General features: G+C 70.6%; 15 protein-coding genes and 2 pseudogenes. 11 read left to right on the top strand and 6 right to left on the bottom strand.

The genetic code is table 11. The features are described 5' to 3' along the window. Positions 1-229: 229 nt before the first annotated feature. On the bottom strand, positions 230-1,210 hold the full coding sequence (locus FGF04_RS09635; protein WP_149510850.1) for a winged helix-turn-helix domain-containing protein: 981 nt from the start codon (positions 1,208-1,210) through the stop codon (positions 230-232). Between the two features lie 301 nt (positions 1,211-1,511). On the opposite strand from FGF04_RS09635, the gene FGF04_RS09630 reads away from it, so the two are divergent. From FGF04_RS09630 to FGF04_RS09610, 5 genes are all read left to right on the top strand, one after another. Next, the gene (locus FGF04_RS09630; protein WP_149510849.1) at positions 1,512-1,916 is read left to right on the top strand and encodes an FKBP-type peptidyl-prolyl cis-trans isomerase; all 405 of its coding nucleotides are present in this window, start codon (positions 1,512-1,514) and stop codon (positions 1,914-1,916) included. A 282-nt stretch (positions 1,917-2,198) separates the two neighbouring features. Further along, entirely contained in the window at positions 2,199-3,041 is an 843-nt protein-coding gene (locus FGF04_RS09625) for a helix-turn-helix domain-containing protein (RefSeq protein WP_149510848.1), read from the top strand. A 188-nt stretch (positions 3,042-3,229) separates the two neighbouring features. Continuing rightward, entirely contained in the window at positions 3,230-3,982 is a 753-nt protein-coding gene (locus FGF04_RS09620) for an SDR family oxidoreductase (protein ID WP_149510847.1), read from the top strand. A 264-nt stretch (positions 3,983-4,246) separates the two neighbouring features. Further along, the gene (locus FGF04_RS09615) at positions 4,247-5,236 is read left to right on the top strand and encodes an ArsR/SmtB family transcription factor (protein ID WP_188114018.1); all 990 of its coding nucleotides are present in this window, start codon (positions 4,247-4,249) and stop codon (positions 5,234-5,236) included. A 44-nt stretch (positions 5,237-5,280) separates the two neighbouring features. Next, on the top strand, positions 5,281-5,730 hold the full coding sequence (locus tag FGF04_RS09610) for a peptidoglycan-binding domain-containing protein (RefSeq protein WP_149510846.1): 450 nt from the start codon (positions 5,281-5,283) through the stop codon (positions 5,728-5,730). Positions 5,731-5,901: 171 nt separating this feature from the next. Here the strand turns inward: FGF04_RS09610 and wrbA are convergent, their stop codons facing one another. Beyond that, positions 5,902-6,504 (bottom strand): NAD(P)H:quinone oxidoreductase, encoded by a 603-nt coding sequence (gene wrbA, locus FGF04_RS09605; RefSeq protein WP_149510845.1) that lies wholly within the window; start codon positions 6,502-6,504, stop codon positions 5,902-5,904. A gap of 404 nt (positions 6,505-6,908) precedes the next feature. Here wrbA and FGF04_RS09600 point away from each other — a divergent pair, with 404 nt between their 5' ends. Then, positions 6,909-8,966: an ATP-binding protein gene (locus FGF04_RS09600; protein ID WP_188114017.1), complete on the top strand. Its 2,058-nt coding sequence runs from the start codon at positions 6,909-6,911 to the stop codon at positions 8,964-8,966. A 130-nt stretch (positions 8,967-9,096) separates the two neighbouring features. On the opposite strand, the gene FGF04_RS09595 is transcribed toward FGF04_RS09600, so the two are convergent. Continuing rightward, positions 9,097-10,251 carry a glycosyltransferase gene (locus FGF04_RS09595; protein WP_149510843.1) on the bottom strand — a complete coding sequence of 385 codons (1,155 nt, stop codon included), beginning with the start codon at positions 10,249-10,251 and terminating at the stop codon, positions 9,097-9,099. A 325-nt stretch (positions 10,252-10,576) separates the two neighbouring features. Between FGF04_RS09595 and FGF04_RS09590 the strand changes: the two genes are divergently transcribed. The 5 genes from FGF04_RS09590 to fxsT (FGF04_RS09570) all read left to right on the top strand — a co-directional run bounded on the left by FGF04_RS09590 (position 10,577) and on the right by fxsT (FGF04_RS09570) (position 21,697). Beyond that, on the top strand, positions 10,577-11,083 hold the full coding sequence (locus tag FGF04_RS09590) for an NUDIX domain-containing protein (RefSeq protein WP_188114016.1): 507 nt from the start codon (positions 10,577-10,579) through the stop codon (positions 11,081-11,083). Positions 11,084-11,302: 219 nt separating this feature from the next. Further along, the gene (locus FGF04_RS09585) at positions 11,303-12,256 is read left to right on the top strand and encodes an ADP-ribosylglycohydrolase family protein (RefSeq protein ID WP_149510941.1); all 954 of its coding nucleotides are present in this window, start codon (positions 11,303-11,305) and stop codon (positions 12,254-12,256) included. 62 nt (positions 12,257-12,318) lie between these two features. Then, a complete protein-coding gene (gene fxsT / locus FGF04_RS09580; protein ID WP_149510841.1) occupies positions 12,319-15,552 on the top strand; it encodes an FxSxx-COOH system tetratricopeptide repeat protein in 3,234 nt (1,077 codons plus the stop codon). 52 nt (positions 15,553-15,604) lie between these two features. Beyond that, a complete protein-coding gene (fxsT, locus tag FGF04_RS09575) occupies positions 15,605-18,580 on the top strand; it encodes an FxSxx-COOH system tetratricopeptide repeat protein (RefSeq protein ID WP_149510840.1) in 2,976 nt (991 codons plus the stop codon). A gap of 126 nt (positions 18,581-18,706) precedes the next feature. Beyond that, the gene (gene fxsT, locus FGF04_RS09570) at positions 18,707-21,697 is read left to right on the top strand and encodes an FxSxx-COOH system tetratricopeptide repeat protein (RefSeq protein WP_235882262.1); all 2,991 of its coding nucleotides are present in this window, start codon (positions 18,707-18,709) and stop codon (positions 21,695-21,697) included. Between the two features lie 152 nt (positions 21,698-21,849). Here fxsT (FGF04_RS09570) and FGF04_RS09565 read toward each other — a convergent pair. The 3 genes and pseudogenes from FGF04_RS09565 to FGF04_RS09555 form a co-directional block, all read right to left on the bottom strand. Further along, a pseudogene (locus tag FGF04_RS09565) lies at positions 21,850-22,700 on the bottom strand (IS5 family transposase). A 280-nt stretch (positions 22,701-22,980) separates the two neighbouring features. Beyond that, positions 22,981-23,979 (bottom strand): STM4015 family protein, encoded by a 999-nt coding sequence (locus tag FGF04_RS09560; protein WP_149510839.1) that lies wholly within the window; start codon positions 23,977-23,979, stop codon positions 22,981-22,983. Between the two features lie 253 nt (positions 23,980-24,232). Next, positions 24,233-24,608, bottom strand: a pseudogene (locus tag FGF04_RS09555) (acyl-CoA dehydrogenase family protein); the annotation flags it as partial.

Raw genomic sequence — 24,608 nt, 5'->3', positions numbered from 1 at the left:
GGTCTTGCGAGTCGTGCTGGTCGTTCTGTTCGTGCTGGTCGCTCTGGTCGCTCTGGTCGTGCGGGACATCTCATACGTTTCCCCGTTTCCCCCTTGTTCGGCCCGGCGCAGAACAGGACACAGGGCTCGAACAGCCAATCGCAAGGACAGTCGCACATTGACATCGGCGGAAGCGGGATTCAAACAGTTCAACGGGGCTCGAAATGTCGCAGGTTCGCGTCAGCTTGCGTCAGCTCGCGTCCAGCAGCTGCAATCCCAGCGCCGTTGCCGCGTGCCGGACGTATTTGCCGGCGCGGTGGCTGTTCACCAGCCCTCCGGCCCGCAGAACGCCCATCTGGTAACTGACGCTGGCCGGGGCGATCCCGACGGCTTCGGCGACTTCGGAGCTGGTGCGGCCGTCGCGTCGTGCGACGTCGGCCAGGATGGCGGCCCGGGTGCGGCCGAGCAGGCGTACGACGCCGTCCCCGGTTGCCCGGGCGGCGTCCAACGGGGTTTTCGCCACGGGGTAGACGAGCACCGGAGGCAGTGCGGGATCGGCCAGGGCGGTGGGCCGGCGCCAGCAGAAGAAGGACGGGACGAGGAGCAGACCGCGGCCTTCGAGGCGGAGGTCACGCCGTACCGGGTAGTCGACCTCCAGGACGGGAGGGTCCCAACGGGCGAGCGGATACAGGCTGTCGAGCAGGGCCTGGGTGCCGCCGTCGAGAAGGGTGCGCGTGCGCAGTTCGACGTCGTGGCCGACGAGCGCCCGGATACGGGACCAGTGCGGCTGCAGCGCGGCGCCGAAGTACACCTCCAGTGCGCGGGTCAGCATGGCGAGCTCCCGGTCCCCCGGCCTGCCCAGTGCCACGGTCCAGCTCGGCAGGGTGTGGCTGTCGCCGAGCAGGGTCAGCTCGCGTACGAGCCGGGCACGCGAGGTGCCGCGCACCAGGTCGAGTTCGTGGAAGAGATCCTCACCGGTGGTCGGCGGGGTGAGGAAATCCGGAATGTAGCCGACGCTGGGGACCAATGTGCGTAACGGTTGCAGAGCCGCTCCTAAATCCCGGTCGGCCTTCGCTCTGGCGTGAACGGAGCGGCGCCAGTGCCCGAATTCCAGCGGCCCCTGGCCTGTTCTCAGGCGGCACATGCTGCAGATCAGTTCCCACAGCGGATCGGGCCTGCGGAGAATTCTGATGTTCTGCAGGTCGTGGGAGGTGAAATGAATTCGGAGCATTACGTCCTCTTCGGCTCACGGGCACGGTGCGGGTGACGGTCGCACTCCGCGACGGGCGCGACCCATGGCTGCAAAAGACGTCGATCAGGCCATGGTTGTTCCGGAGCGGACGAACTGGCAGCAAGGTTTCGGCCGATGATGCGTGCCCTCCCCTGCACGGGACGCGCGGGACCCGCGGGCCGCTGAAACACGAGGAGTGACAGCGCGGCCCGGAACTCTCGGTAACGTGATCAGCTACTGCATGGAATGTCCATGTGTCCGGCTGGCCTGACGGGTGACGAGGGAAAGTGATGAGGTTGCGATGAGTGAACCGACGAAGCCCGAGGTCCATGTTCCGGCGGGTGCCGCTCCTACCGAGCTGACCGTCCGGGACCTGACCGTCGGGGACGGAGCCGAGGTGAAGTCCGGCATGGTGGTCAGGGTCCACTACGTCGGGGTGACCTTCGAGTCCGGGAGGGAGTTCGACGCCTCCTGGGACCGGGGAGAGCCGTTCAAGTTCGCTCTGGGCGGCGGCAAGGTCATCAAGGGCTGGGACCGGGGCGTGAGAGGGATGAGGGTCGGCGGCCGACGCGAGATCATCGTTCCCCCGCGCCTCGGATACGGCAACCAATCGCCCTCACCACTGATCCCGCCGGGCTCGACCCTGGTCTTCGTGGTGGACCTGCTGGACTCGTACTCCAGCACGACCGGGTGGAGCACCACCTAGAGCGGGATCACGCGGGGAAGCAGGTCTGGAGACACGACCGGGCCGTCGGCTTCGGCCGGGGACAACGTCGTGGTGAGGTAAGTCCCCCGGAGCCCTCTGAGGTCTCCTGAAGTTCCCTGGAGTCCTCTGACTGCCTGGATGTCCTCCAGCCCGTACCCACGGGAGTGCCGGTGGTGTCGGGGACGGGATGGTAGGTCTCGTAGTCCCCGGTTGAGCGTGGCCTGGCAGTCCGCGGTGGACCGGTCGACACTCGTATCACCGCACGAACGGAAGGAGGCGGTGATGGAGGACCGGAACGCGCTCGGTGAGTTCCTGCGCTCGCGCCGCGAGCGGCTGCGTCCCCGGGACGTGGGCCTGGCACCCGGTGGGCGACGCCGCACTCCTGGCCTGCGGCGCGAAGAGGTCGCGCTGCTGGCCGCCCTCTCCTCCGACTACTACTCCCGCCTGGAGCAGGGACGGGTGAAGACCCCCTCGGAGGCGGCCCTGGCGAGTCTGGCCCGGGCGATGCGCCTGAGCATCGAGGAACAGCAGCACCTGTTCCGTCTCGCCGGGCAGCGGCCGCCCGAGCCGCACTCCCCGCTGGCCCACGTCGATCCGGCGATGCAGTACCTGCTCGACGTACTGGACAGCACCCCGGCGCAGGTCTGCGACGACCTGTTGACGGTCGTCGCGCAGAACCGGGCCGCCGAGGCGTTGTTCGGGGTGTGGACCGGACTGCCCGGCCACGAGTCGAACGTGACCTGGCGCTGGTTCGCCGACCCGGCCTCGCGCGAGCTGAACGACCCCGCCGAGCACGAACGCATCGGCCGCGCCTACGCCGCCGATCTGCGGGCCGGCCTGGCCAGGCGTTCGGCGCACGATGCCGCCGCCCACGGGCTGGTGGCCGACCTCCTGGCCCGCAGCGAGGAGTTCGCGCGCGTGTGGGAGGAACACGACGTCGCGGCGCTGTCCTCGGCGCCCAAACGCATCCTGCACCCCCTGGTCGGTGACCTGGACCTGCAGTGCGACGTGGTGCTCAGTCCGGCGACCGGGCACCGCCTGGTCCTGTTCCGCCCGCGCGTGGGGTCCGACGCCGCCGCGAAGTTCGACTTCCTGACCGTGCTGGGGCCGCAGTCCTTCGACTGAGCCCGCCCCACACCGACCTGCCCCGTCCCGTCCGAGCCCGCTTCCTGCTTCCTGCTCCCCGTCCGCCGGTCCGACCGGACCCGCGGTGCCCGGGCACGCCCCCGTGCCCTCATCCAGCGACCTTCATCCCTCAGCCATCGTCCATCGTCCATCGTCCATCGATCCGGACGTCACCCAGAAGGAACACCGTGAACGTCACCAGCAGCACCGTCTTCATCCCCGGCGCCACCTCCGGGATCGGCCTGGGCCTGGCCCTGCGCCTGCAGGCCGCCGGCAGCACCGTCGTCGTGGGCGGGCGCCGCACCGAGCTGTTGCGGCGGATCGCCATCGAGCACCCCGGTATCGACACCGTCGAGATCGACACCACCGACCCGGCCTCCATCGCCGCCGCGCGGGCCGAGCTCGCCGAGCGTCATCCGGCACTGGACACCCTCGTCACCATGGCCGGGATCATGGAACCGGAGAACCTGCTCGACCCGGCCTCCCTCGACGTCGCCGAGCGCACCGTCGCGGTCAACCTGCTCGGGCCGATCCGCCTGGTCAACGCGTTCCTGCCCGATCTGCTCGCCCAACCCGCCGCGACGGTCATGACGGTCAGCTCGGGTCTGGCCTACGTGCCGCTGGCCGCCACCCCCACCTACAACGCCACCAAGGCCGCGATCCACTCCTTCACCGAGTCGCTGCGGGTGCAGCTGACCAAGAGCAACGTGCGGGTGGTCGAACTGGTCCCGCCCGCCACCCGGACCACGCTGATGGGCCAGCAGGACAGCGACGCCGCGATGCCGCTGGACGAGTTCCTCACCGAGGTCATGGAGCTGCTGCGGACCCGGCCCGACGCCGAGCAGATCCTCGTCGAGCGGGTGAAGTGGCAGCGCAACGCCGAGGCCGAGGGCCGCTACCAGGACGTCCTGAACGTCCTGAGCGCCCGCTACCGCGACTGACCGAGCCGCAGGACGCAGTACCGCGGGACGCAAGCAGCACCGCAGGACGTCACTTCCGGTACGGGGCGGCGGTGCGGAGGCGGTGTGGACGCGTTCCCATCTTGGCCAGAAGTCGTTGCTCGCAGCCGGCGGGCCGCATCGAAAATGTGGAAAAAACGGCTGGCCGTGCAGAGGGGGACGCACGTGGGGTTGAGAGTGCACTTCACAGCGGAGGACCTGTCCCGTGTCCGAGTCGCCAGGGGGCCGGATGCACTGTGGGAGATCGTGCTCAGCGCGAGCCAGCTGTGGCGCACCGAGCGCAGAGCGATGTTCGGCCACTGGCGCACCGAAGCCAGAGCGCACTTACGCAGTCTGCCCGCGTCCCACGTCGGGCTGGTCCGCTACCTCGTGCCCTCGATGGGGGACTTCCCCGATTTCCTCACCCCGCCCCGGGCGGCCCCCACCCTGGCCGAAGGTGTCGACGCCGTGCTCTCCACACCGCGGCGGCGGATGAGACAGGACCTTGCCGTCCTGCCCGATCCGCCCGGGTGGGCCCGCCCGCTGGCCGATGCCGACCGGACCGTGCTCTCGACACTCGGCGACGCGCTGCACGGCTACTACCGCGCCGCGCTCGCCCCCGTCTGGCCACAGCTGCAGGCCCGGGTCGACGCGGACCGGGCTCTGCGCGGCCGCGCCCTGCTCGACCACGGAGTGGACGGACTGCTGCGCAGCCTGCGCCCCACCCTGCGCTGGTCGCCCCCGGTCCTGGAGGCCGACTATCCCGTCGACCGCGACCTGCACCTGGCGGGACGCGGCCTGCTCCTCGTGCCCTCGCTCTTCTGCCACGGCACGCCCGTCACCCTCATCGACCCCGATCTGCGGCCGGTGCTCGTCTACCCCGTCGGCAAGGAGCCCGGCTGGTGGAGGAGTTCCGCGGACCGCACGGCGCCGGACTCGCTGGCGCGCCTGCTGGGGCCCAGCCGCGCCGCGGCCCTGCGCGTGATCGAGTACGGCTGCACCACCGGTGAACTCGCCCGGCGCATCGGGGTGACCGCGCCCACCGCGAGCCAGCACACGGCCGTACTGCGTGATGCCGAACTGATCGTCTCCACCCGTCACCGCAACACGGTGCTCCACACGCTCACCCCGCTGGGCGCCACGCTCCTCGCCTCCGTCTCCAAGGACCCGGTCACCCTGCGGACACCGGGTGCCGGGCCTCTGAGCAGCGACTTTTCAGCGTCGCCGAAAGACATGGTCCGGCGTTCCCAGTGTTGACATCGTGGCGGGCCTGAGAGGAACCGGCCGGAAGAGGACATCCCATGGTCAAGAAGATCAGCAGCAGCCCTCGGAAAACTGCGGGCAGGCTCGTCACGTTCGTGACAGCCGGCATCGCGGGCACCGCGCTCGTCGGCCTCGCCCCCACCGCCTCGGCGTCGCCCGCACCCGCGGCGGCTCCCGCCTCCGCCTCGGCCTACACCTGCAACTACTACTGGAGCGGGTCGTACCTGTACGCCGGCTACAGCACCACCAACACGACCAACACCAAGTACGGCCAGACCGGGAACCGGGTGATCGAGGTCCAGTGCCTGATGACCTACTGGGCCAACCGCGTCGGCGACAGCAAGTTCGATCCCAGAGGGGTGGACGGCCAGTTCGGCGACAACACCCGGGCAGCGGTGGTCAACGCGCAGAAGGTCTGCTTCTCCGACCCCGCGGAGTGGGACGGTGAGGTGGGACCGAAGACCTGGCCCTGTCTGCGCATCTGGTAGCGCACGCCGGTCCGGCGGGACGCGTGGACCGGCGGGACGGTCCGCCGCGGGTACGGCACGCCGGCCCAGCCGGAACCCCTCGTCCGGCCGCGCATGTCGCGCGGCCGGACGGGAGTGCCGAGGACCTGAGGACGGGGTGAGCGGGCCCGTGCGAACCGCGCCCGCGCGGTGTCAGCCCCTGAGGCGTACGGCGATGTCGGCGAGGTGACGGCCCTGGTAGCGGGCCGCCTCCAGGGTGGCCGCGTCCGGGCCTTCGCCGCCGCCGCTGGGCCAGCTCGTGCCGTAGGGGTTGCCCCCGGCGGCGTAGAGCAGCGGGTCGGTGTAGCCGGGCGGCACGATCAGGCAGCCCCAGTGGTAGAAGACGTTGTTCAGGGCGAGCAGGGTGGACTCCTGGCCGCCGTGGCGGTTCATGGCGGAGGTGAAGCTGGTGGCCGGCTTGTTGTGGAAGACGCCGGCCTGCCACTGGCCGCCGGTGGAGTCGATGAACTGCTTCAGCTGCGAGGCCACGTTGCCGAAGCGGGTGGGCGTGCCGAGGGCGTAGGCGGTCGCCCACTCCAGGTCCTCAAGCGTCGCCTCGGGCACCTGGTTCTTGGTGGCGTCGACGTGCGCGCGCCAGGCGGGGTTGGCGTCGATGGCGGTGTCGGGCGCCAGTTCGGGCACCCGCCGCAGGCGGACCTCGGCGTCACGGCTCGCCGCACCCTCCGCGACGGCCTGGGCGAGCTGGTGGACGTTACCCGTAGCGCTGTAATAGATCACAGCAACGCGAACACTCACGGATGATCTCCTGGAACTGTCGTGGATACGGCGGTGGCCCGGTGTGCACCGAACGGCGCGGTCATCGCGACGACCGGTCGCACAGGTCGTCCGCAGTCACTGTGACACGCACGTGCGGTCACACGGCGGTTCACCGGTCCGGTGCTCCTCGATCAGAACGACGAGTGCCCGAATGCGGTCACTCGTCACTCCTCCATCAGCGGGAATCCGCTGAAACACGTCCCCGTAGACCGGTTGATCGGTTGATCAGCCGGTCGTCTGGTCGGCTGGCCGGCTGGCCGGTTCCGTCGGCACTGCGTGTTCGCGGGGAGGGGCTTCGTTACGCTTGCCCCGGTCACGGGTGGTCCGACGTGACGCGGGCTCCGAGTGGGACGGCGCCGGTCGCCGGGTGTGAGAGGCATGTGATGGAAGCGCCGCCGCGCGGCAGGATCGCCGACCGGATCGACGGGGCGAGGGACCGCGTGTTCGTCGGCAGGGAAGCCGAGCTGCGCCTGCTGCGCGAGGCCCTCGACGGAGCGCCCGACGCCCCTTCCGTGCTGTACGTGCACGGCCCCGGAGGCATCGGCAAGTCAACGCTCGTCCGGCGGTACGCCCAGGAGGCCGCCGCCGCGGGCCGGACGGTCGTCCACGTCGACGGACGCATGGTGCCGGATACGCCTCAGGCGTTCGAGAAGGCCGCCCGGACCGCCGTGCGCACCCCGCGGGCGCTGCTGCTGATCGACACCTTCGAGTACTGCCAGGACCTGGAGGGCTGGCTGCGCGACGAGTTCCTGCCGGGACTGCCCGCCGACGTCCTGGTCGTCGTGGCCGGGCGGCATGCGCCGGACCCGCGGTGGTCGGCGGATCCGGGCTGGGCGGGCGTGCTCAAGGTGGTCGCCCTCGGCGACCTCGGCAGGGACGAGGCGGAGACCTTCCTGGAGCGGCGCGGGGTCGATCCCGCCCGGCGCGCCGCGCTGCTCGCGTTCGCCGCCGGTCATCCGCTCGCCCTGGTACTGGCCGTCCACGCGTCCGCCGGGCTCGACCTGTCCGCCTCCCCGCGGTGGGAGCCCGCCCCCGAGGTGGTGGCCCCGCTGCTGCGCAGCATCGTGGGCGAGCTGCCCGGACCCCGGCACCGGCTCGCTCTCGAAGTCTGCGCGCAGGCGCACGTGACCACCGAGTCGCTGCTGCGCGCCGTGGTCGGTGACGACGCGCCGGAACTCTTCGCGTGGATGCGTGAGCAGCCCTTCGTCGACCACTGCGCCGAGGGCGTCTTCCCGCACGACGTCGTCCGGGAGGCGCTCGCCGCCGACCTGCGGTGGCGCGACCCCGAGCGGTTCGACCGGCTCCACGGACGTCTGCACCGCCACCTGCTGGAGCGGATCGGCGCGGCGGCACCCGGCAGGCTGCTCCAGGACGTGGGCTCCCTGCAGTTCCTCTACCGGGGCGCCGGTCACATGGCGCAAAGTCATGCCTGGTACACGCCGGGACTGGTGGAGGACCATCCGTACGCCCCCTCGGACGAGGCCGACGTCCTCGCGCTCGCCGAACGGGGCGAGGGTCCCGACGCGGTCGGCCCGGTCCGCCACTGGCTCGGCAACCGGCCGCAGGACTTCCGGGTGCAGCGGCTGCGCGGCGCGCCGGCAGCCGTGGCCTTCTCCGCGTGGTTGCGTCCGGATCCCCTCCAGGGGTACGAGGACGACCCGGTCGCCGCGGCGGCGTGGGAGCACGTGGGTGCGCACGGTCCCCTCGTGCCCGGGGAGCACGTGGTCCTGGGCCGCTTCCATGTACATCCGCGCCACTACCAGCGGCCTTCACCGGTGATGGACCTGATGCTCTGGCGCATGCTGGGTGAACTCCTCAGGGAATCCGGTCCGGCCTGGTCGTTCATCGTGCTGCGTGACGACGGGTTCTGGGACGCCCACATGGCCTTCTGCGACATGACGCCCCTGGACCGGCCCGTCGTGGTCGGCGGACACCCTTACCGGCTCTTCGTCCACGACTGGCGCGCGATGCCGCCCCGCGAGTGGCTGGCCGAGAAGGAGCGGACGCTCCTGAACGGCGCGGACGCACCGTCGTCTTCGCCGTCGTCACCGACGGCGAAGACGACGAACACGATGAAGACGGCGATGACCCGGCCGGAGTTCGCCGCCGCGGTGCGCTCGGCGCTGCGTGACCTACGGCGACCGCAGGCGCTGGCAGCGAACCCGCTCAGCCGCAGCCGGCTCGTCGTCGACCACGGCATGAGTTTGCGGGACGTACTGTCCAACGCCGTCGCGGGCCTGGTCACCGGACGCGGCGGCGACAAGGCGCACCAGGTCGCCGGCCTCGCCTTCCTGGAGGGGGCGCCGACCCAGGAGGCGGCGGCGCGGCGGCTGGGCATGCCGTACAGCACCTATCGCCGGCACCTGACGACGGCGGTCTCCCGCATCGAGGAGCAGCTGTGGCGGCACGAGCAGACGGGCCTGCCCCTGCTCGCGCCCTGATACCACCCACTGCCGGTCACGGACGGTCGTCCGCCTCCGGTCGCAGCGGTCCGGGCGAGGGCGGCCCCTTCGTGCACCGGCGTCCGCGGAGGACCGAAGACGTACTGTCACTGTCCGCTGCGGGCACGGTTCAGTCGCCCCGTCGTCCGGCCATCCCGGTCACCCCGGTCAGCAGGTTCAGGACCTCCTCGGCGGGGTTCATGGCGGCTATGTGCATCGCCGCGTCCTGAGCGGCGGTCCGGTGGGAGGCCCGCTCCAGCACCCGTGCGACGGCCGCGCCGGCTTCGTCCGCGGCGCCGATGACCTCCGCGGCCCCGAGGGCGGCGGTCCGCTCCGCGTTCAGCGGCTTGTCCAGTCCCAGGGGCCAGATCACCATCGGCAGGCCCGCACCGAGAGCGGACAGCACCGTGCCGGCGCCTCCGGAGGAGACGACCACGTCCACCCCCTGCAGCAGAAGGCCCATCGGCACGAACCCGGTGACCCGGACGCCGTCGCCCTCCACCGGCAGGGTCTCCCCCTCGGCCGACGGCGGAAGGGCGACCACCACGTTGACGTCCAGGCCGGTCAGCGACGCGACGATCTTCACGAGGGCGTCGGAGTCGTCGATGACGGTGCCCAGCGTCACCAGGACCCGGGGCAGATGCTCGCGGCCCGGGAAGGACGGCGCCCGCCACTCCGACGCCGCTTCGGGCACATCCGCCTCGGACCCGTGCGCCTCGGGGCGGATGGTGACATGGCCCGGCGGAGGCTCCCAGCCGTCGCGCTGGAGGCAGGCGGGCCAGGGATCGACCGACGCGAAGGGCAGGGTCAGGGCGATGCCCCGCTCCGCGGCGCGCGCCACGGCCGTCGACCGCATCGCCTCGGCCAGCGGTGCCTCCAACGCGATGCCCACACCATGGGACGCCCACCGCACTCCCAGCGCGGAGGCGACCAGCGGACCGAGAAAGTCCGCCGTCTCCGCGACCACCAGATCGGGAGCGAAGGCCCGGGCCGCCGCCAGGGCTTCGTCGGCGCCGAGGTCGACGCGGGTCCCGCCGAAGAACTCGCCGGCGGTCGCCGGGGACATGTCGGTGGTGGCGTCCTTCCCGGTACGCCGCTGGAACTCGGCCAGCGTCGCCTCCAGCGTGGCACCCGCCGCGACCACGGGTGCGGGCTCCACCAAGGACGCGAGTGACGGGTGCGTGAGGAACGCGGTGGTGTGACCGGCCCGGCGGGCGGCCCGCTCCAGAGGGAGCAACGGCAGCAGATGGCCGTAGGCCGGAGTGGCGGAGAACAGGATGCGCATGGAACACCTTCGGCAGAGCGATCGTCGGGCCGACGGGAGACGTGCCACGGCGAACGTCGTGGCAGTGCCCGTAGAGATCCGGCGGTTGCGGGCCGTCTGGCCGCACCCGGACCTCGTCATTCCCATTCTGCGGAGCGCGATCACTCAGACCACCGCTCCACGCTGCCCAAAGATGCTCACTTCCGCCCACGGTGAGCCTGAGCACGATGGGTGTCGTATGTGCACGACAACTGCCGTCATCCGCGTCCGACCTCCTGATCCAGGTGGCCTCGGAGCGCCCTTCACGGGTCGCCGGGAAACAGCGTTGTCGGTGGGCTCTGCCAAGGTGAGCGTCGTGGACGAACTGGTGGAGCGTGTCGACGATCAGGACCGTGTACTGGGGGTGGTGGTCAGCCGCCGGCAGGCCGTCCGGGAGGGCTGGCTGCACCGGGTCGCCGTGACGGTGTGCCGTGACGAGCGTGGGCGGATTCTCGTCCACCGGCGGTCGGAGCAGTTGTCGCGCTTCCCCGGGCTCCACGAGGTCGTGGTCGGTGGCGCCGTGGACGTCGGTGAGTCCTATGAACAGGCAGCCGCGCGGGAGCTGGCTGAAGAGCTGGGCGTTCGTGTGCTGCCGCGCTTGCTGTTCACGTTCCTCAACCGCAGTGGTTCAAGTCCTCACTGGCTCGGCGTGCACGAAGCCGTGGTGCCCGATGCCGTGGCCGCCGATCCCGATGAGGTCGCCTGGTATGGCTGGCTGACGGAGCCGGAGCTGCGGTCGGCCCTGCTGGAGTGGCGCTTCACTCCCGACAGCCACGAAGCCTTCAGCCGGTATCTCGCCTTCCGGACCGCGTAATCCTGACCTTGCCCACCTGCCTGCAGTAAGTGCGGTAGACGCCAGGAACGATGCGAATCCGACGACAGCTGTCGTGCTCAACGGTCCCGAAACCAGCTGTTCGGGGCGCCGGATCGACGGCAACTGGCTCGCTCCGTCTCATACGGTCGCAGCGCTGCGCTCAAGGAAACGGCGCCAAGCGGTCTTGCGGGACGCAGATAGCCTGCGCGGATGAAGCGGATGAAGTGGAGTCAGCGGGCCGCCGGGGTGGTCGTCGGCTCAGCGGTGGGTGATGCCCTGGGCGGCCCCTTCGAGTTCGGCCCCCAGGGTGCGTTCTCCGCACGGTTCCCCGCGCCCGGTGCCGGTGGCGAGATGTGCGGAGGCGGTGGCTGGGACCCCGGCGAGGCCACCGACGACACGCAGATGGCCGTCCTGGTCGCCCAGTCACTGCTGGAGCGGGGCAAGTTGGATCTGCCGGACGTCTTCGCCCGCTTCCAGCGGTGGGCGGCATCGGAACCCAAGGACATCGGCCTGCAGACCGAGGACGTCCTGACCAACGGCATGCCCTGGGACCTCGCCGCCGCGATCCACTTCCAGGTCAACCGACGGGCAGCGGGAAACGGCTCCCTGATGCGGGCATCGACCTCCGCCGTCCACTTCGCCCCCGCCGGCCAGGAGGCCACCATGGACGCGGCCCGCCGCATCGCGGCCCTCACCCACGGCGACCGCGCCGCCTGGGAGGGCACCGCGATCTTCCACGAGCTCGTCCGCCTCGCGTTCGAGGACACCGATCCCCTGGCCGCGCTCCCGGACGTCCTGGCCCTCGTCCACCCCGACCATCGAAGCCGCTACGCCACCGTCCTCGCACCCGACTGGCACCCCGACCGGGCGACCGAGTTCAACGGCGCCGTCTGGCCCTGTCTGGGCTCCGCCGTCTGGGCCCTGCGTACCACCGGCGGCTTCGAGGAGGCGATACGTGCGGCGATCGACCTCGGCGGTGACACGGACACCGTCGCCGCGGTGACCGGAGGTCTCGCCGGGGCCTGTTACGGGCTGGACGCGATCCCCACGCGCTGGACGCGGCCACTGCACGTACCCCTCCCGGGATCCGGTGGGCGGGTGCTGTACCTGGACGACCTGCTTCATCTCGCACACCGCCTCGAAAGGGGCCCGTCGACGGGACGGGGGCGGTAGCCGCGCGCGCCGAGGGCCTGCCCAAGACGCAGCTCCACCTCGGCTGGGACGGCCCCCGCCTGATGCTCAGCGACACCGCCCTGGGCCCCGACCAGTTCGCCATCACCGTGCCCGACACCGACCCGCGGGTCGTGGAACTGGTCACCGGCAGTTCGACCAGAACCATCCTCGTCGGCCGGGACGCGGCAGTGGAGGAGTGGGTGGGGCCCGCCGGTGGCCTGCTGCACACTGCGGACGGGATGACGTACGCGCTGCCCTCCTCGACGGACGCCCGGGCCGAGCCTGTCCCGGTGGATGTCCGCGGAAAGTGGGAGGAGCCTGCGGGCGACGGGGCGGCCGAGCATCTCGACGCGGGGCACATAAGTATCTGCTTCGCCGGTGAGAGCCGCTCCTGGGCCCAGTGGGCCGCCCACCAGCTGGAGCGGGCCGGTCGCACCACGACCCTGCTCCGCTGGGACACCGCCTCCCGTACACCCACCGAGTCCCTGGGCGCTCTGCTGGCCGCACCGGGACAAGTGCTGCTGGTCCTCAACGAACGTGCTCTACGGCTCGACCTGCACAGCCAGTCGGCGTGGTCGAAGTCGTTCCGGCTGGTCGTAGCCCCCCACCGGGAGCGCTTCGCCGCCATGGCGGTGAGTGAGCGGCTGCCCGCCGCCACGGCCATTCTACGCCCCGTGGACATGGCAGGACTCGACGAGGAGGAGGCCCGGATCAGAGTGCTGCGGACGTTGGGCATCGAGCCAGGGGAGGAACCCCGGCCGCCGGACGGCCCCCGCTTCCCCAACGACCCGCCACAGGCCCGCGAGACACCGCGGCGCAACACCCACTTCACCGGCCGCAAAGACGACCTGGAGGAACTTTCCGAACTCCTCGCCGACCCCGGCCCCACCAGCGCCCGAGTCGTCCTGCGCGGCATCTCGGGAGCCGGCAAGACCCAACTGGCCCTTGAGTACGCACATCGGTACGGCAACGCGTACGACGTCGTGTGGTGGGTCAGGGCCGGTCCCACCGCCCGCGAGGAGTTCGCGGCCCTCGCCGTCCATCTCGACCTGCCGGTGAGCCGCGACGTCGGAGAGCGCGTCCGAGTCGTGCACAGCGCGCTGCGCCGACGGAGCGGACCACGCAGGCGCTGGTTGCTGATCTTCGACGGTGCGGACGACATCGGGGAGATACGCGATTTGCTGCCCGAGGGGCGCGGCGACGTGCTCGTCACCAGTCACAGCCGCGACTGGGCCGGCATGCTCGGTTTCCAGGAGTGCGCGGTCCGCCCGTTCACTCGGCGGGAGAGCATCGCCCTCATCCGGCGCCGCGTGCCCCGATGCACAGAGGCTCAGGCCGACCGGCTGGCCGAGGCGGCACAGGACCTTCCCCTCGTGCTTGCCCAGACCACGGCCTGGCTGAGCGCCAACCCCGACGAACCCGTCGACGTATACCTGCGAGACCTGGACCAGCAGTCCCCCGAAGACCTCGCGGTCCGGGTGGAGGAAGACTACCCCTCGGGTTTCGTGCGCATCTGGGGCCTAGCGTTCAACACGCTCAGGCGACGTCACCCCGAGGCCGCCGAACTCATCGAACTCATGGTCATGTTCTCCCCGGACGCGATCCCTCTGCGCCTCATTGCCGCCGCTCCCGCCGGTGTGTTCCGATCCGGCCGCCTGGCCCGCACTGTGTCCGACTCCACCCGCTGGAAGAACGCGCTGGCCGGCCTCGCCGACCTCGCCGCGATCCATCTGAGCTACACCCAGGACCCGTCGCTGGAATGGGGCGTCGAGTCCGCCCAGATGCATCGGCTCTACCACCGCTTCATCCGCGGCAACCTCACCGGCCGGCGGCGGACGGAGCTGTCCGCCACCGCCTCCGGCGTCCTGGCCGCGGCCAACCCTGGTCGGCCGCGCGACCAACGCGAGTGGCCCGCGTACACCCAGCTCATTCCGCATCTGGACTACGCGGGCGCACTCGACCGGGAGGAGCCCGGGGTGGGCAAGCTCGTCCTGGACTGCGTCGACACCCTGCGGCTGCGAGGCGAGTACGACACCGGGCTGCGCCTGTGCCAGCAGGCGGTGGCCCGCTGGCGACCCCGCCGTACGGACACCGACGCGGAGATGCTGATCCTCGTGCACCAGCACGCCAACCTGCTGCGCCGTGTGGGCCGTTACCGGGACGCGGAGGCGGTCGGGACGGCAGTGGTGGAACAGCTCTCCGGTATCCGCCGCCCCGACGACCTGGACCTGCTGCGTGCCAAGGACGGACTGGGCGGCACCTTGATGGCCCTGGGCCAATTCCAGCAGTCCCGGGACCTGTTCGAAGAGGTCTGGCAGGGGCACGTGGACCGGTCCGGTTCCCAGAACCTGTACGCACTGCGTGCCAAGAGCAACATGGCGCTGACCCTCGGTCTGCTGGGCCGCTACACCGAGTCCCTCGACATGCACCGGGAACTGTTCGACCTGCGGGGCCGCCGACTCGGTCCGGACCACTACGACACCCTCTACTCCGGTCTCTGCCTGGCCTGGACGACCCGGCTGCTGGGACGCTACCGCCACGCACTGAGCCTCCAGGAGCACAACGCCCGGATGCACAGCCGCGTCCTGGGTCCGCAGCATCCGCAGACTCTGCGGGCCGAGCACAACCTCGCCCAGTGCCTTCGCCGGGACGGCCGACTGGAGGAGGCCGCGTCCCTGTTCACGAGCGTCGTCGGGCGCTCGCGGCAGGCGCAGGGCGAACTCCACCCGGAGACCCTGATGATGGTCTCGGACCGGGCCAACTTCCTTCGCACGGACAGTCCGCGCCGGGCCTGCGAGATGGCCCGCACCGTCTCCGACCGCTACTTCATGCTGCTGGGCCCCGACCACCCCTATTCGGCGGGCTCGCTCGGCAATCTTGCCCTCGCCCTGTGGGCCGAAGGTGACGAACGCGGTGAGGCCGAGGCCTCCGCCCGTACAGCCTGGCAGTTGATGGCGGGCGCCGTCGGCGGCGAGCACCCCTGGACACTCGGCTGCAGGCTGAACCTGGCCGCCGGGCTCGCCCTGGCGGGGCAGACGGGCAACGCGCTGACCCACGACACGGATCTCGTACGGATCGCCACCGGGCGGCTGGGCGCGGAACACCCTCTGACCCTTTCCGCCGCCACGGCCCGCGCCCACGACCTGCACACGCTGGGCCGGATCGACGAAGCCGAGGAAGTGCGGCAGACGACCGTCGGGCTGCTGCGCGACACTCTCGGGCCACAGCATCCGCACACCAGGTCGGCGGAGGAGCTGAAGCGACCGCACTGGGATTTCGAACCGCAGCCCATCTGACCGTCACCAGGCCGCCTCACCCGGAACGGCGGATGTCAAGGAGATCAGGCGCATGGACAGCCGGAGCACCGCCGAAGGTCGTCACTTCACCATCAGCTACGCGGGGTTCAACCGGCCGTGGGCCGCCTGGATCGCTCACCAGTTGATGGCGCGCGGCCATCGGGTGGTGACGCAACGCTGGGACCCCAGGGTGGACGTTCCCTTCGAGGAGGAGTTCAGTGCGCTGCTCGCCGCCCCCGGGCACATCGTCCTGGTCCTGGACAACTGGTACTTCGGCCTCGGCCCCATCCCGGAGGACGACTGGGAGCGGACACTGCGCAAGACCGTGTCCCAGCATGCCGACCGATTCGCCGCCGTCACCGTCGCCACCCAGGGGGTGCCCGACTCCGTCTCCCTGCTGAACCCCGCCGACCTGCACGACTTGGACGAGCAGGAAGCGGTCCGACGCCTGCTGCGCAGGCTCTCGATCGACGCATCGGGTCCGCTGACAGCGCCGGACGTCCCCGGACCCCGATTTCCCAACGAGCCGCCCGCGGTTCTGGACACCTACCGCCGCAACCGCCGCTTCACCGGCCGGGACGCGGAGCTTGAGCGCATCCGCGCCCTGCTGACCGACCGGCGCACCGGCCCCGAGACCGTCGACCGGCTCGTGCTGCGGGGCTCCAGCGGATCCGGCAAGACGCAGATGGCAGCCGAATACACCCACCGCTTCGGCAACGACTACGACGTGGTGTGGTGGGTCGACGCCACGCACCGCGCCAAGGCGCGCGAACGGCTGGCCGCGCTCGCCCCCCGGCTGGGCCTGCCCGTGGGCGAGCGCATCGGGGAACGCATCAGGTCCCTGCACGAGGCCGTGCGGTCCATGCAGCACGGGCGGTGGCTGCTTGTGTTCGACGGCGCCGAGGACCCCGCCCAGCTGACGGATCTGCTGCCGGGCCGCCCCACGCACGTCCTGCTCACCACCAGCACCTCGGGCTGGACCGGGATGCCCGGTACCCGCGTGCTGGACATCCACCCCTTCACCCGTGCCGAGAGCGTCGCTTACGTAAGGCGCCGCGCCCCCCGCCTGACCGCCGTGGAAGCCGACCAACTGGCCGACGCCGTACGGGACCTGCCGTTGCTGCTAGCCCAATCGGCGGCCTGGTTGCATGCGAACGACGTACCAGCGGGGGACTATGTACGGCTGCTGCGCGACGCCGACAAGGAACCGGAGGAGGACACCCCCTACCCCCTCAACTTCCGTACCACCTGGACGACCACCCTCGGCACCCTCCGCGAGCGGGATCCGAAGGCGGCTGAACTTCTGAGCCTGTTGGCGTTCTTCTCGCCCAACGAGATCCCGGTGCGGCTGCTCACCGAAATCCGCTACGGCGACCTGCCCCCCTCCCTGGACGGACTGGTCCGCGACCCGCGCTCCTGGCACCTGGCGCTTCGCCGGCTGTCGGAGTACACCGCTGTGCGCTTGGACTACCAGCAGGGACTGTCGGACTACCCGGCGGTCGAGAAGGTCCGGATGCACCGGCTCTACCACCGGTTCCTGCGGGAGACCCTCAGTGCGCCGGAGCGTCAGGCGTACACCGACACGGCCTGCCAGGTACTGGTCGGCGCCGACCCCCGGCGTCCGGGAGACACCCGCGACTGGGAGCGCTACGCGCTGCTGCTGCCGCATCTGGGGTTCGCCGGCGCCTTCGACTCAACACGCACGGCGGTGCAGGAACTGGTGCTCAACTGCATCGAGTACCTGCGCGTGCGGGGCGAGCACCGCACGGCTCTGAACCTGTGCAACGAGGTACTGGAGCACTGGCAGCGCAACCTGGATCCTCGCCACAGTGCCCTGCTCTCCCTCCAACTCCGGTTGTGCCACATCCTGCGGCTGGCCGGTCGCTACTCCGAGGCCGAAGAACGGGGCCGCGCGGTGGTGCGACGCCTGGCCGACGTCCAGCCCGCGGACCAATCCGAACTGGTGCGTGCCAAGGACGGGCTGGGGAGCACCCTGCTCGCCGTCGGGCAGTTCACCCAGGCCCGGGACCTGTTCACGGAGGCGGCAGCCCGCTTCGCCGACCAGTTCGGTACGGAGGCCCCCCCGACCCTGGCCTCCCGCCACAATCTGGGCCTCGCTCTGCTGCTGCTCGGCCGCTACACCGAGGCCAGGGCCATCCACCGGGACGTCCTGCAGATCAGGCAGCGCCGGCTGCGCTCGCGTCACCACCTCACGCTGCTCTCCGGCACCGTGTACGCCAGGCTGATCCGCCTGCAGGGCGACTACTCGGAGTCCCTGTCGCGGCTGGAGCAGATCGTGCGCGCGCTGCGCAAGATATCCGACGAACGCCATCCGCAGTCGATCCTGGCGGATCACCAGCTCGCACTGGCCCGCCGTCGGGCCGGAGACATCCCCGAGGCCGGCGAGCGGCTGGCCGACGCCGCCCGTCGCGCCGCCCAGGTGCTCGGACCTGATCACCCGGACACCCTCGTCGTCGAGGCGGACTATGCCACCTTCCTGCGCGAGCACGGAGACATCCGGGCAGCCCTGCGGTACGCCGAATCCGTCCGGGCTCAGTACGGCCTCCTGCTGGGCCCCCGCCACCCCTACACCATCGGCACGTCGGACAACCTGGGCCTGGCACTCGGACGCGCGGGCGAGCACCAGCAGGCTTTGGCGCTGGCCGAGGAGGCGTGGCACGGGATGGCCGAGGTGCTGGGTGACGACCATCCGTGGACCCTCGGCTGCGCCCTGAACCTCAGCGCCGCGCGCAGCCGCGCCTACGACACCCAAGGGGCGTACGAACTCAGCCGGGACACCGTGCGACGCGTGACCCGAGTGCTCGGGACGGCACATCCGCTGACTCTCTCGGCGCGCACGGCCCTCGCCGACGACCTGCGCAACCTCGGCCGGACGACGGAGGCCGCGGGGCACGAGGAGGACGCCGTCCGGGTGCTGGGCGCCACCCTGGGCCCGGAACACCTGAACACCAGGGACGCTCGGCGTCGGGTGCGCCCGTACTGGGACTTCGAACCACAGTCGCTGTGAACGGAAATCAAGTGGAAACGAAGTACGGAAACTTGGTCAGGGAGCTACCTCTCCTGAGATGGGGGTATTTGTTGCACCATCAGTACTGAGCCGCCCGTTTCCGCCCGTCCTTCCAGGAGCCTGCCCATGATCGCAGGGCGATTGGCCCACCCCTTGCCTGTCTCCGTCGTCTACGCCGGAGTCAGCAACGGCTGGGCCCAGTGGATTGCGTGGGTACTCGCGCAGGAGGGGTGTCCGGTGGGCCAGATGCGCTGGTCGCCGCTCAGCCGCCTGCCCGACGTGCCGGCGCTGCAGACCTTCTTCGCCCAGCCCGGACGGGTCCTGTTGGTGCTCGACGACTGGTACCTGCGCTTCGACACCGACCGGAACAAGGAGTGGGCGCAGGTCCTGTACGAGGTGATGCCGCGCCTGCACGACCGCGTCGGAGCGGTCACGGTGACCACCCGGGCGCTGCCGGACGAGGCCGTGAGCCTCGGCGCGGTCACCCTGCGCGGCGTGGGACCCGAAGAGGCCCGACGCCGGGTGCTGGCCAAGGTGGGGCTCGCGCCCCGCTTACCGTACACACGGCAGGAGAGGGGCCCCCGCTATCCCGAGGACCCGCCCGCCGTGACCAACGCACCGCGCCGCAACCCGCGGTTCACCGGTCGCGAGGACCTGCTCAACGAGGTGCACGACCTGCTCAACTCGGGTAATGGCCGAGGCTGTCGGGTTCTGTTGCACGGGCCGCCCGGTGTGGGCAAGAGCCAGGCCGCCGCCGAGTACGCACGACGGTTCGCCGGGGAGTACGACCTGATCTGGTGGGTCCCGGCCGCGACGAAGGCGTCCGCGCGGGAGGGCTTCGCGGGGCTGGCGAGGGAAGTGGGTCTGGGTGAGGGGGACCAGCTGACGGGCCAGATCGAAGCGGTACAGGCGGCACTGGAGAGGGATGAACCGGGCCGCTGGCTGATCATCTTCGACGGTGCGGAGGATGTCGACGGGATCGAAGCGCTGCTGCCATCGGGGCACGGCCAGGTACTGATCACCGCGCAGACCGGCCGGTGGTCCGAGTGCGGCGCCCACCTGAGGGAACTGCCGCCCTTCGACCGGGACGAAAGCGTCGCCTTCGCCCGTCGACGGGCGCCCCGGCTGACTGAGTCGCAGGCAGCCGAACTGGCGGCCGTTCTGGGCGACCTGCCGCTGGTGATCGACCAGAGCGCCGCGTGGATCGACGCCCACCCCGTCGCCGACATCACCGACTACGTGCGCACACTCGGCACGGCCGGGCCAGCGGGGGACGCCGCCGAGCGCGCGGCGCGCCCGACCGCGGATGTGCCGCCCGCCCACCGGCAGGTATGGGCGCGTACGCTCGCGGCACTGGCCGAACGGTCCCCCGCGGTCCATGAACTCCTGGTCCTGCTCACGTTCTTCTCACCGGATATGCTGCCTGTGCGGCTGCTGCGGTTGGCCCGCCCCAGTGACCTCCCTCCACACCTCGCTGCACTGGTGTCCGAACACGGCAGCTGGGACACCGTCCTACTGACGATCTCCGACCTGACGTCCATGAGGGTCGAGTTCGCCACCGACGCCCGCCAAGACTCCACCAGCGTCGTCTCCCTGCGCGTGCACCGCAGTTTCCGCGACTTCATCCGCGACGGACTCGCGCCCGACACCGTGCGCGAGTACGCCGCTGCGGCCGCCCGAGTCCTGGTTGCCGCCGACCCTGATGAGCCGGGCTCACCGCGGAACTGGCACCGCTACGCGGAGATCCTGCCGCACCTGGAACCGTCCGGCGCACTCGAATCGGACGACGACGACGTTCGTAGGATGCTCCTGAACTGCATCGACTACCTGCGGGTGCGAGGCGAGTACCAGGACGGCTGGACGCTGGCCCGCCGCGTCCTGAAGAGGTGGCGCGGCACTTTCGAACCGACCGAGCGCCGGGTGCTGGCCGTCGCCCACCAGGAAGCGCGGATGCTGCGGGGCCTTGGCCGGTACGAGGAGGCCGAGCAGGCGGACCGGGCCGTCCTCACCCTGTTCGCCGAGGCTGGCATCGAACACGGCATCGCGCTGCTGCGTGCCCAGGACGGACTGGGCGCCACCCTGATGGCCCGCGGCCGGTATGATGAGGCCCGCGCCCTGTACGAGCAGGCCGCACGCAACGCCGCGGACTGGCTGGACGAGCGCTACGTGCCGCAGACCCTTCAGATCCGCACCAACCTCGCACTGGCCATGGGGATGCAGGGGCACTACGAAGAATCCTGCACCGTGCACCGCGAGGTGTACGACCGCCGGGTGGGCCTGCTCGGCTCCCAGGCGCGACGCACCCTGCAGTCCGGCTACTACACGGCCCGCATGCTGCGGCTGCTCGGGAGGCTCAGCGAGGCCCGCAGCCTCCAGGCATACAACGTCCACCTGCTGCGCAGGACCCTGGACAGGGCCCACCGGCAGACTCTGTTGGCCGAACACAACCTGGCACTGTGCCTGCGGCGCGACGGCGAGCTGGAACAGGCCCGGCAGACGCTGCGCTACGCCCGCAAGCGGCTCGTCGTGCTCAGCGGTACCGACCACCCCGACGTTCTCATGGTGTCCCTGGACTACGCGATGCTGCTGCGGGTGCTCGGTGAGCGGACCAAGGCCCGTGGCCTGGCCGTGACGAGCGCACAGGCGTACGCCGACCGGCTGGGCGAGTTGCACCCCCACGCGATCGGCGCCCGGAACAACAGCGCGCTGCTCCTGCTCGACGACGGCGAGGCCGAGGCGGCCCGGCGCCTGGCGGAGGAGTCGACACGGCAGATGGAGGACGCGATCGGACGCGGACATGTGTGGACCATGGGCTGCGCGATGAACTGCGCCGCCGCGTTGGCCGCCGTGGGCGATGTGGAGGCCGCTGAGCGGCTCGGCAGGGACGCACTGGCCCGGGCGGTCACCGCGGTCGGCCCTGACCACGTCCTCGCGGCCAACCTGCGGGCAGGGCTGGCGCAGGACCTGCGCACGCTGCGCCGCGGGGAAGAGGCGGACGCCCTGGAACAGCAAGCCCTGAGAACACTGGTCGCGAGCCGCGGCGCCGACCACCAGCAGACCCTCTACATGCGCTCTGGGCAACGCCCGTACTGGGACTTTGAACCACAGCCCACCTAGGGCAAATGCCGTGACTCTATTGGTGATCTTGGGCAGTCAGATACTGGCGAATTCCTCTGTGGTGCACAGATTTCGGAAGCGTGGTGCCCGGCGGCCCGATGGGATGGTGTCGTACCGGTCGGCTAGGTTGTTTCTGGTGGCTCTTACAACGGCTAACAGAATGAGCCGAGTTGCCGGTGGGTGATGAGGCAGCAGGCGAGTTTGAGGAACGCTTCGTGGATGTCGGCCCTGCGTTTCCAGCGGATGCGGAGGCGTCGGAAGCCGTGCAGCCAGGCAAAACTCCGCTCCACGACCCAGCGGTAGGTGCCGAGTCCCGTGCCGTACAGGGTGCCGAGCCGGGCGATCGCGGGCACGATGCCTCGGGCGCGCACCTGGTCGCGGTAGACGTCATGGTCGTAGCCGCGGTCGGCGAAGAGCGAGTCCGGCTTGCGGCGGGGCCGTCCGACCCGGCCGCGGATCGGTGGGATTGCGTCGAGCGGGGGCAGGAGTTGGGTGACGTCGTTGCGGTTGCCGCCGGTCAGCAGGACAGCGAGCGGGGTGCCGCGCCCGTCGGTGATCAGATGGTGTTTCGAGCCGGCCCGGCCGCGGTCGACCGGTGAGGGGCCCGTGTGGATTCCCCTTTTAGCGCTCTGACGTGGGAGGAGTCGACCACGCAGCGGGACCAGTCCACCCGTGAGGCCGCGTTGAGTTCGGCCAGCAGGACCTCGTGCAGCCGCTGCCAGACCCCGGCCTCGTTCTAGTCGCGCAGTCGGCGTCAGCACGTCATGCCGGAACCGAAGCCGAGGTTCTGCGGCAGGTACTCCCATTGGATCCCGGTGTGCAGAATATACAAGATCCCACACAACACATCCCGGTCCGGCAACGGCTTGCGGCCTGGATAACGGAGCCTGCGCTCTCGCTGAGGCAGCAGCGGCTCCAGGTGATCCCACAGCTCATCCGACACGATCCACGGTGACGTCCCCGCAACGGACCGAACGCTCAACTCCCGCCCGGGACACGGCAATCAGGAGTGATCTACCTCATTGTGTTAGCCGCTGTAAGTCCTAAGGCGCTCCAAGCGGTGGCGCCCTATGCATGCGCTCGCCTGTGCTCTCCCCCGGTGCGGGAAGTGGTTCTCGGTGTTGGTCGGCTTGGTAGAGGTCGGCACAGGTCGCATAGCGGCGTCGGGGTATTTCGGTGGGCGGCTGTCCGAGTCGGGCGGCGATCGGTGGGCTTGCCCGGGGCGGCCGGAACGCCAGGGTGGTGCCGGACGGGTTCGGGTCGGTAGCACGTCCGGCGGGTGGTCAGTAAGTGAGTGGGCCCACGCTGATGCTGGGTACCGGCACGCCGTTTTCGTTCTCCTCCGGCTCGGCGTCGGACGGGTCGAGGTCGACCTCGACGCCGGCCGGTTCGAGGGCGTCCCGGACGCGCTGTCTCATCGGCTCGCTCAGGTAGTTGTGGTGCAGGTCGAGCTTCCTGAGGTGGGTCAGCGGCTGCCCGCTGAGCAGCGCCTCGGCGCCGGTGTCGGTCAGTGTGCCGAGCGACAGGTCGAGCACGTCGAGGCCGGCGACGACGGGCGCGGCCCCCAAGGCCGCCGCGACCTCGTCCTGCATCTCGCTGTTCCGCAGGGCGAGGCTCCGCAGCCGCGGCAGCCGGTCTCCGGACAGGATCCCCGCGAGGTCGGCGATCTCGCCGTCGCCCCCGTCCTCGCGCGCCCCCAGCCACAGTTCGAGATGCTCCAGCGCGGGCAGCTCGCTCTCGCCCACCCCGCGCAGGACGTGCCCGCGCAGCCCCGCGCTCTCGACGACGAGCCTGCGTAGCGCGTCGTGGCGTATGCGGGGGAACCTGAGCGGGTGCAGTCCTTCCATGTCGTAGGACTCGCCGGCCCGGACCGAGAACTCCTCCAGGGCCGGGTAGCTCGTGAGCAGCGGCGTGACGTCGGTCTGGCCGATCCGGGAGATCCGGCACTCCTCGTCGGTGATGTCACCGAAATAGAGGGATCGCAGCCCGGTAAGCCTGTCCCGCGCGCCCAGGAACGCCTCCATGACCTCGTCGGGTTCGGTGTCCTCCGGGTCTCCCCAGATGCCGATGATCAGCGCGCGGATGCGCGCGCTGTCCACGGCCGCGCACAGCCGCTCGAAGGTGTCCTTCCACCGCTCGCCGGAGGTCCATCGCGGGTATCCGATCCGCCAGGCCACGGCGTCGGCCTCGGGCAGTACGACGCCGGCCGCGTCCTGCTCCTCGGGGAACGTGAAGGCGGGGAGCCCGTAGAGCTCGGTGAGGTGGTCGTCCTTGACTCGCATGTGCCTGCCCGCTCCTGCCGTACGAGGTGTCCGGCGCATCCAATGCCCTTCATCTGCACGGCAGTTCTACCAGCCGCAAGTGACAACGCCGAGGCTCAGCCTGTCACCGTCACCAGCACGGTCTGGCCTTGCTCGTCCGGAAGGAGTCCGAACCGAAAGCATCGCCACCCTCAAGTCCTGGCGACTCCTGCCCGGGCTCCGCCGCCCGACCACTCGGATCGCCGGCCTGGTCCAGCTCGTGTCCGGCAACTCCTCAGAGCAACCCGGAAGGTGCTTCGTCGATGCCGAGCAGAAGCACGCCGTAATCCTCTTCGACCACGTGGGAGGTGAACTGGACGTGCCGCGKCCCCACCGCGAAGTCCCGCCAGTACCGCTGCAACGGGTTGGAGCTGTCCAGGCCGGTGGATCCGTGCAGGTCCAGCAAGTCCTCCAGTGCGCCACGACATTCCCGTATAGCGGCGATCAGATCCATGCGGAGCCGCGCACGCTCTTCGGCGGCAAGCACCTCGCCGGGGTGCGTGGCGTCGACTGCGGCGGCGATCCCGAGCATGCGCCGCTCAGCCGTGTCGATCTTGTGCGCGGCGACGGCGAGGTTCCTCCGGGCGCCGGGGGAGTCGGCCAGCGTGGGG

Source organism: Streptomyces apricus, from assembly GCF_008369065.1.
In the GTDB taxonomy this organism is placed as follows: Bacteria; Actinomycetota; Actinomycetes; order Streptomycetales; family Streptomycetaceae; genus Streptomyces; species Streptomyces apricus.
This window is presented reverse-complemented; position numbering and strand designations above follow the sequence as displayed.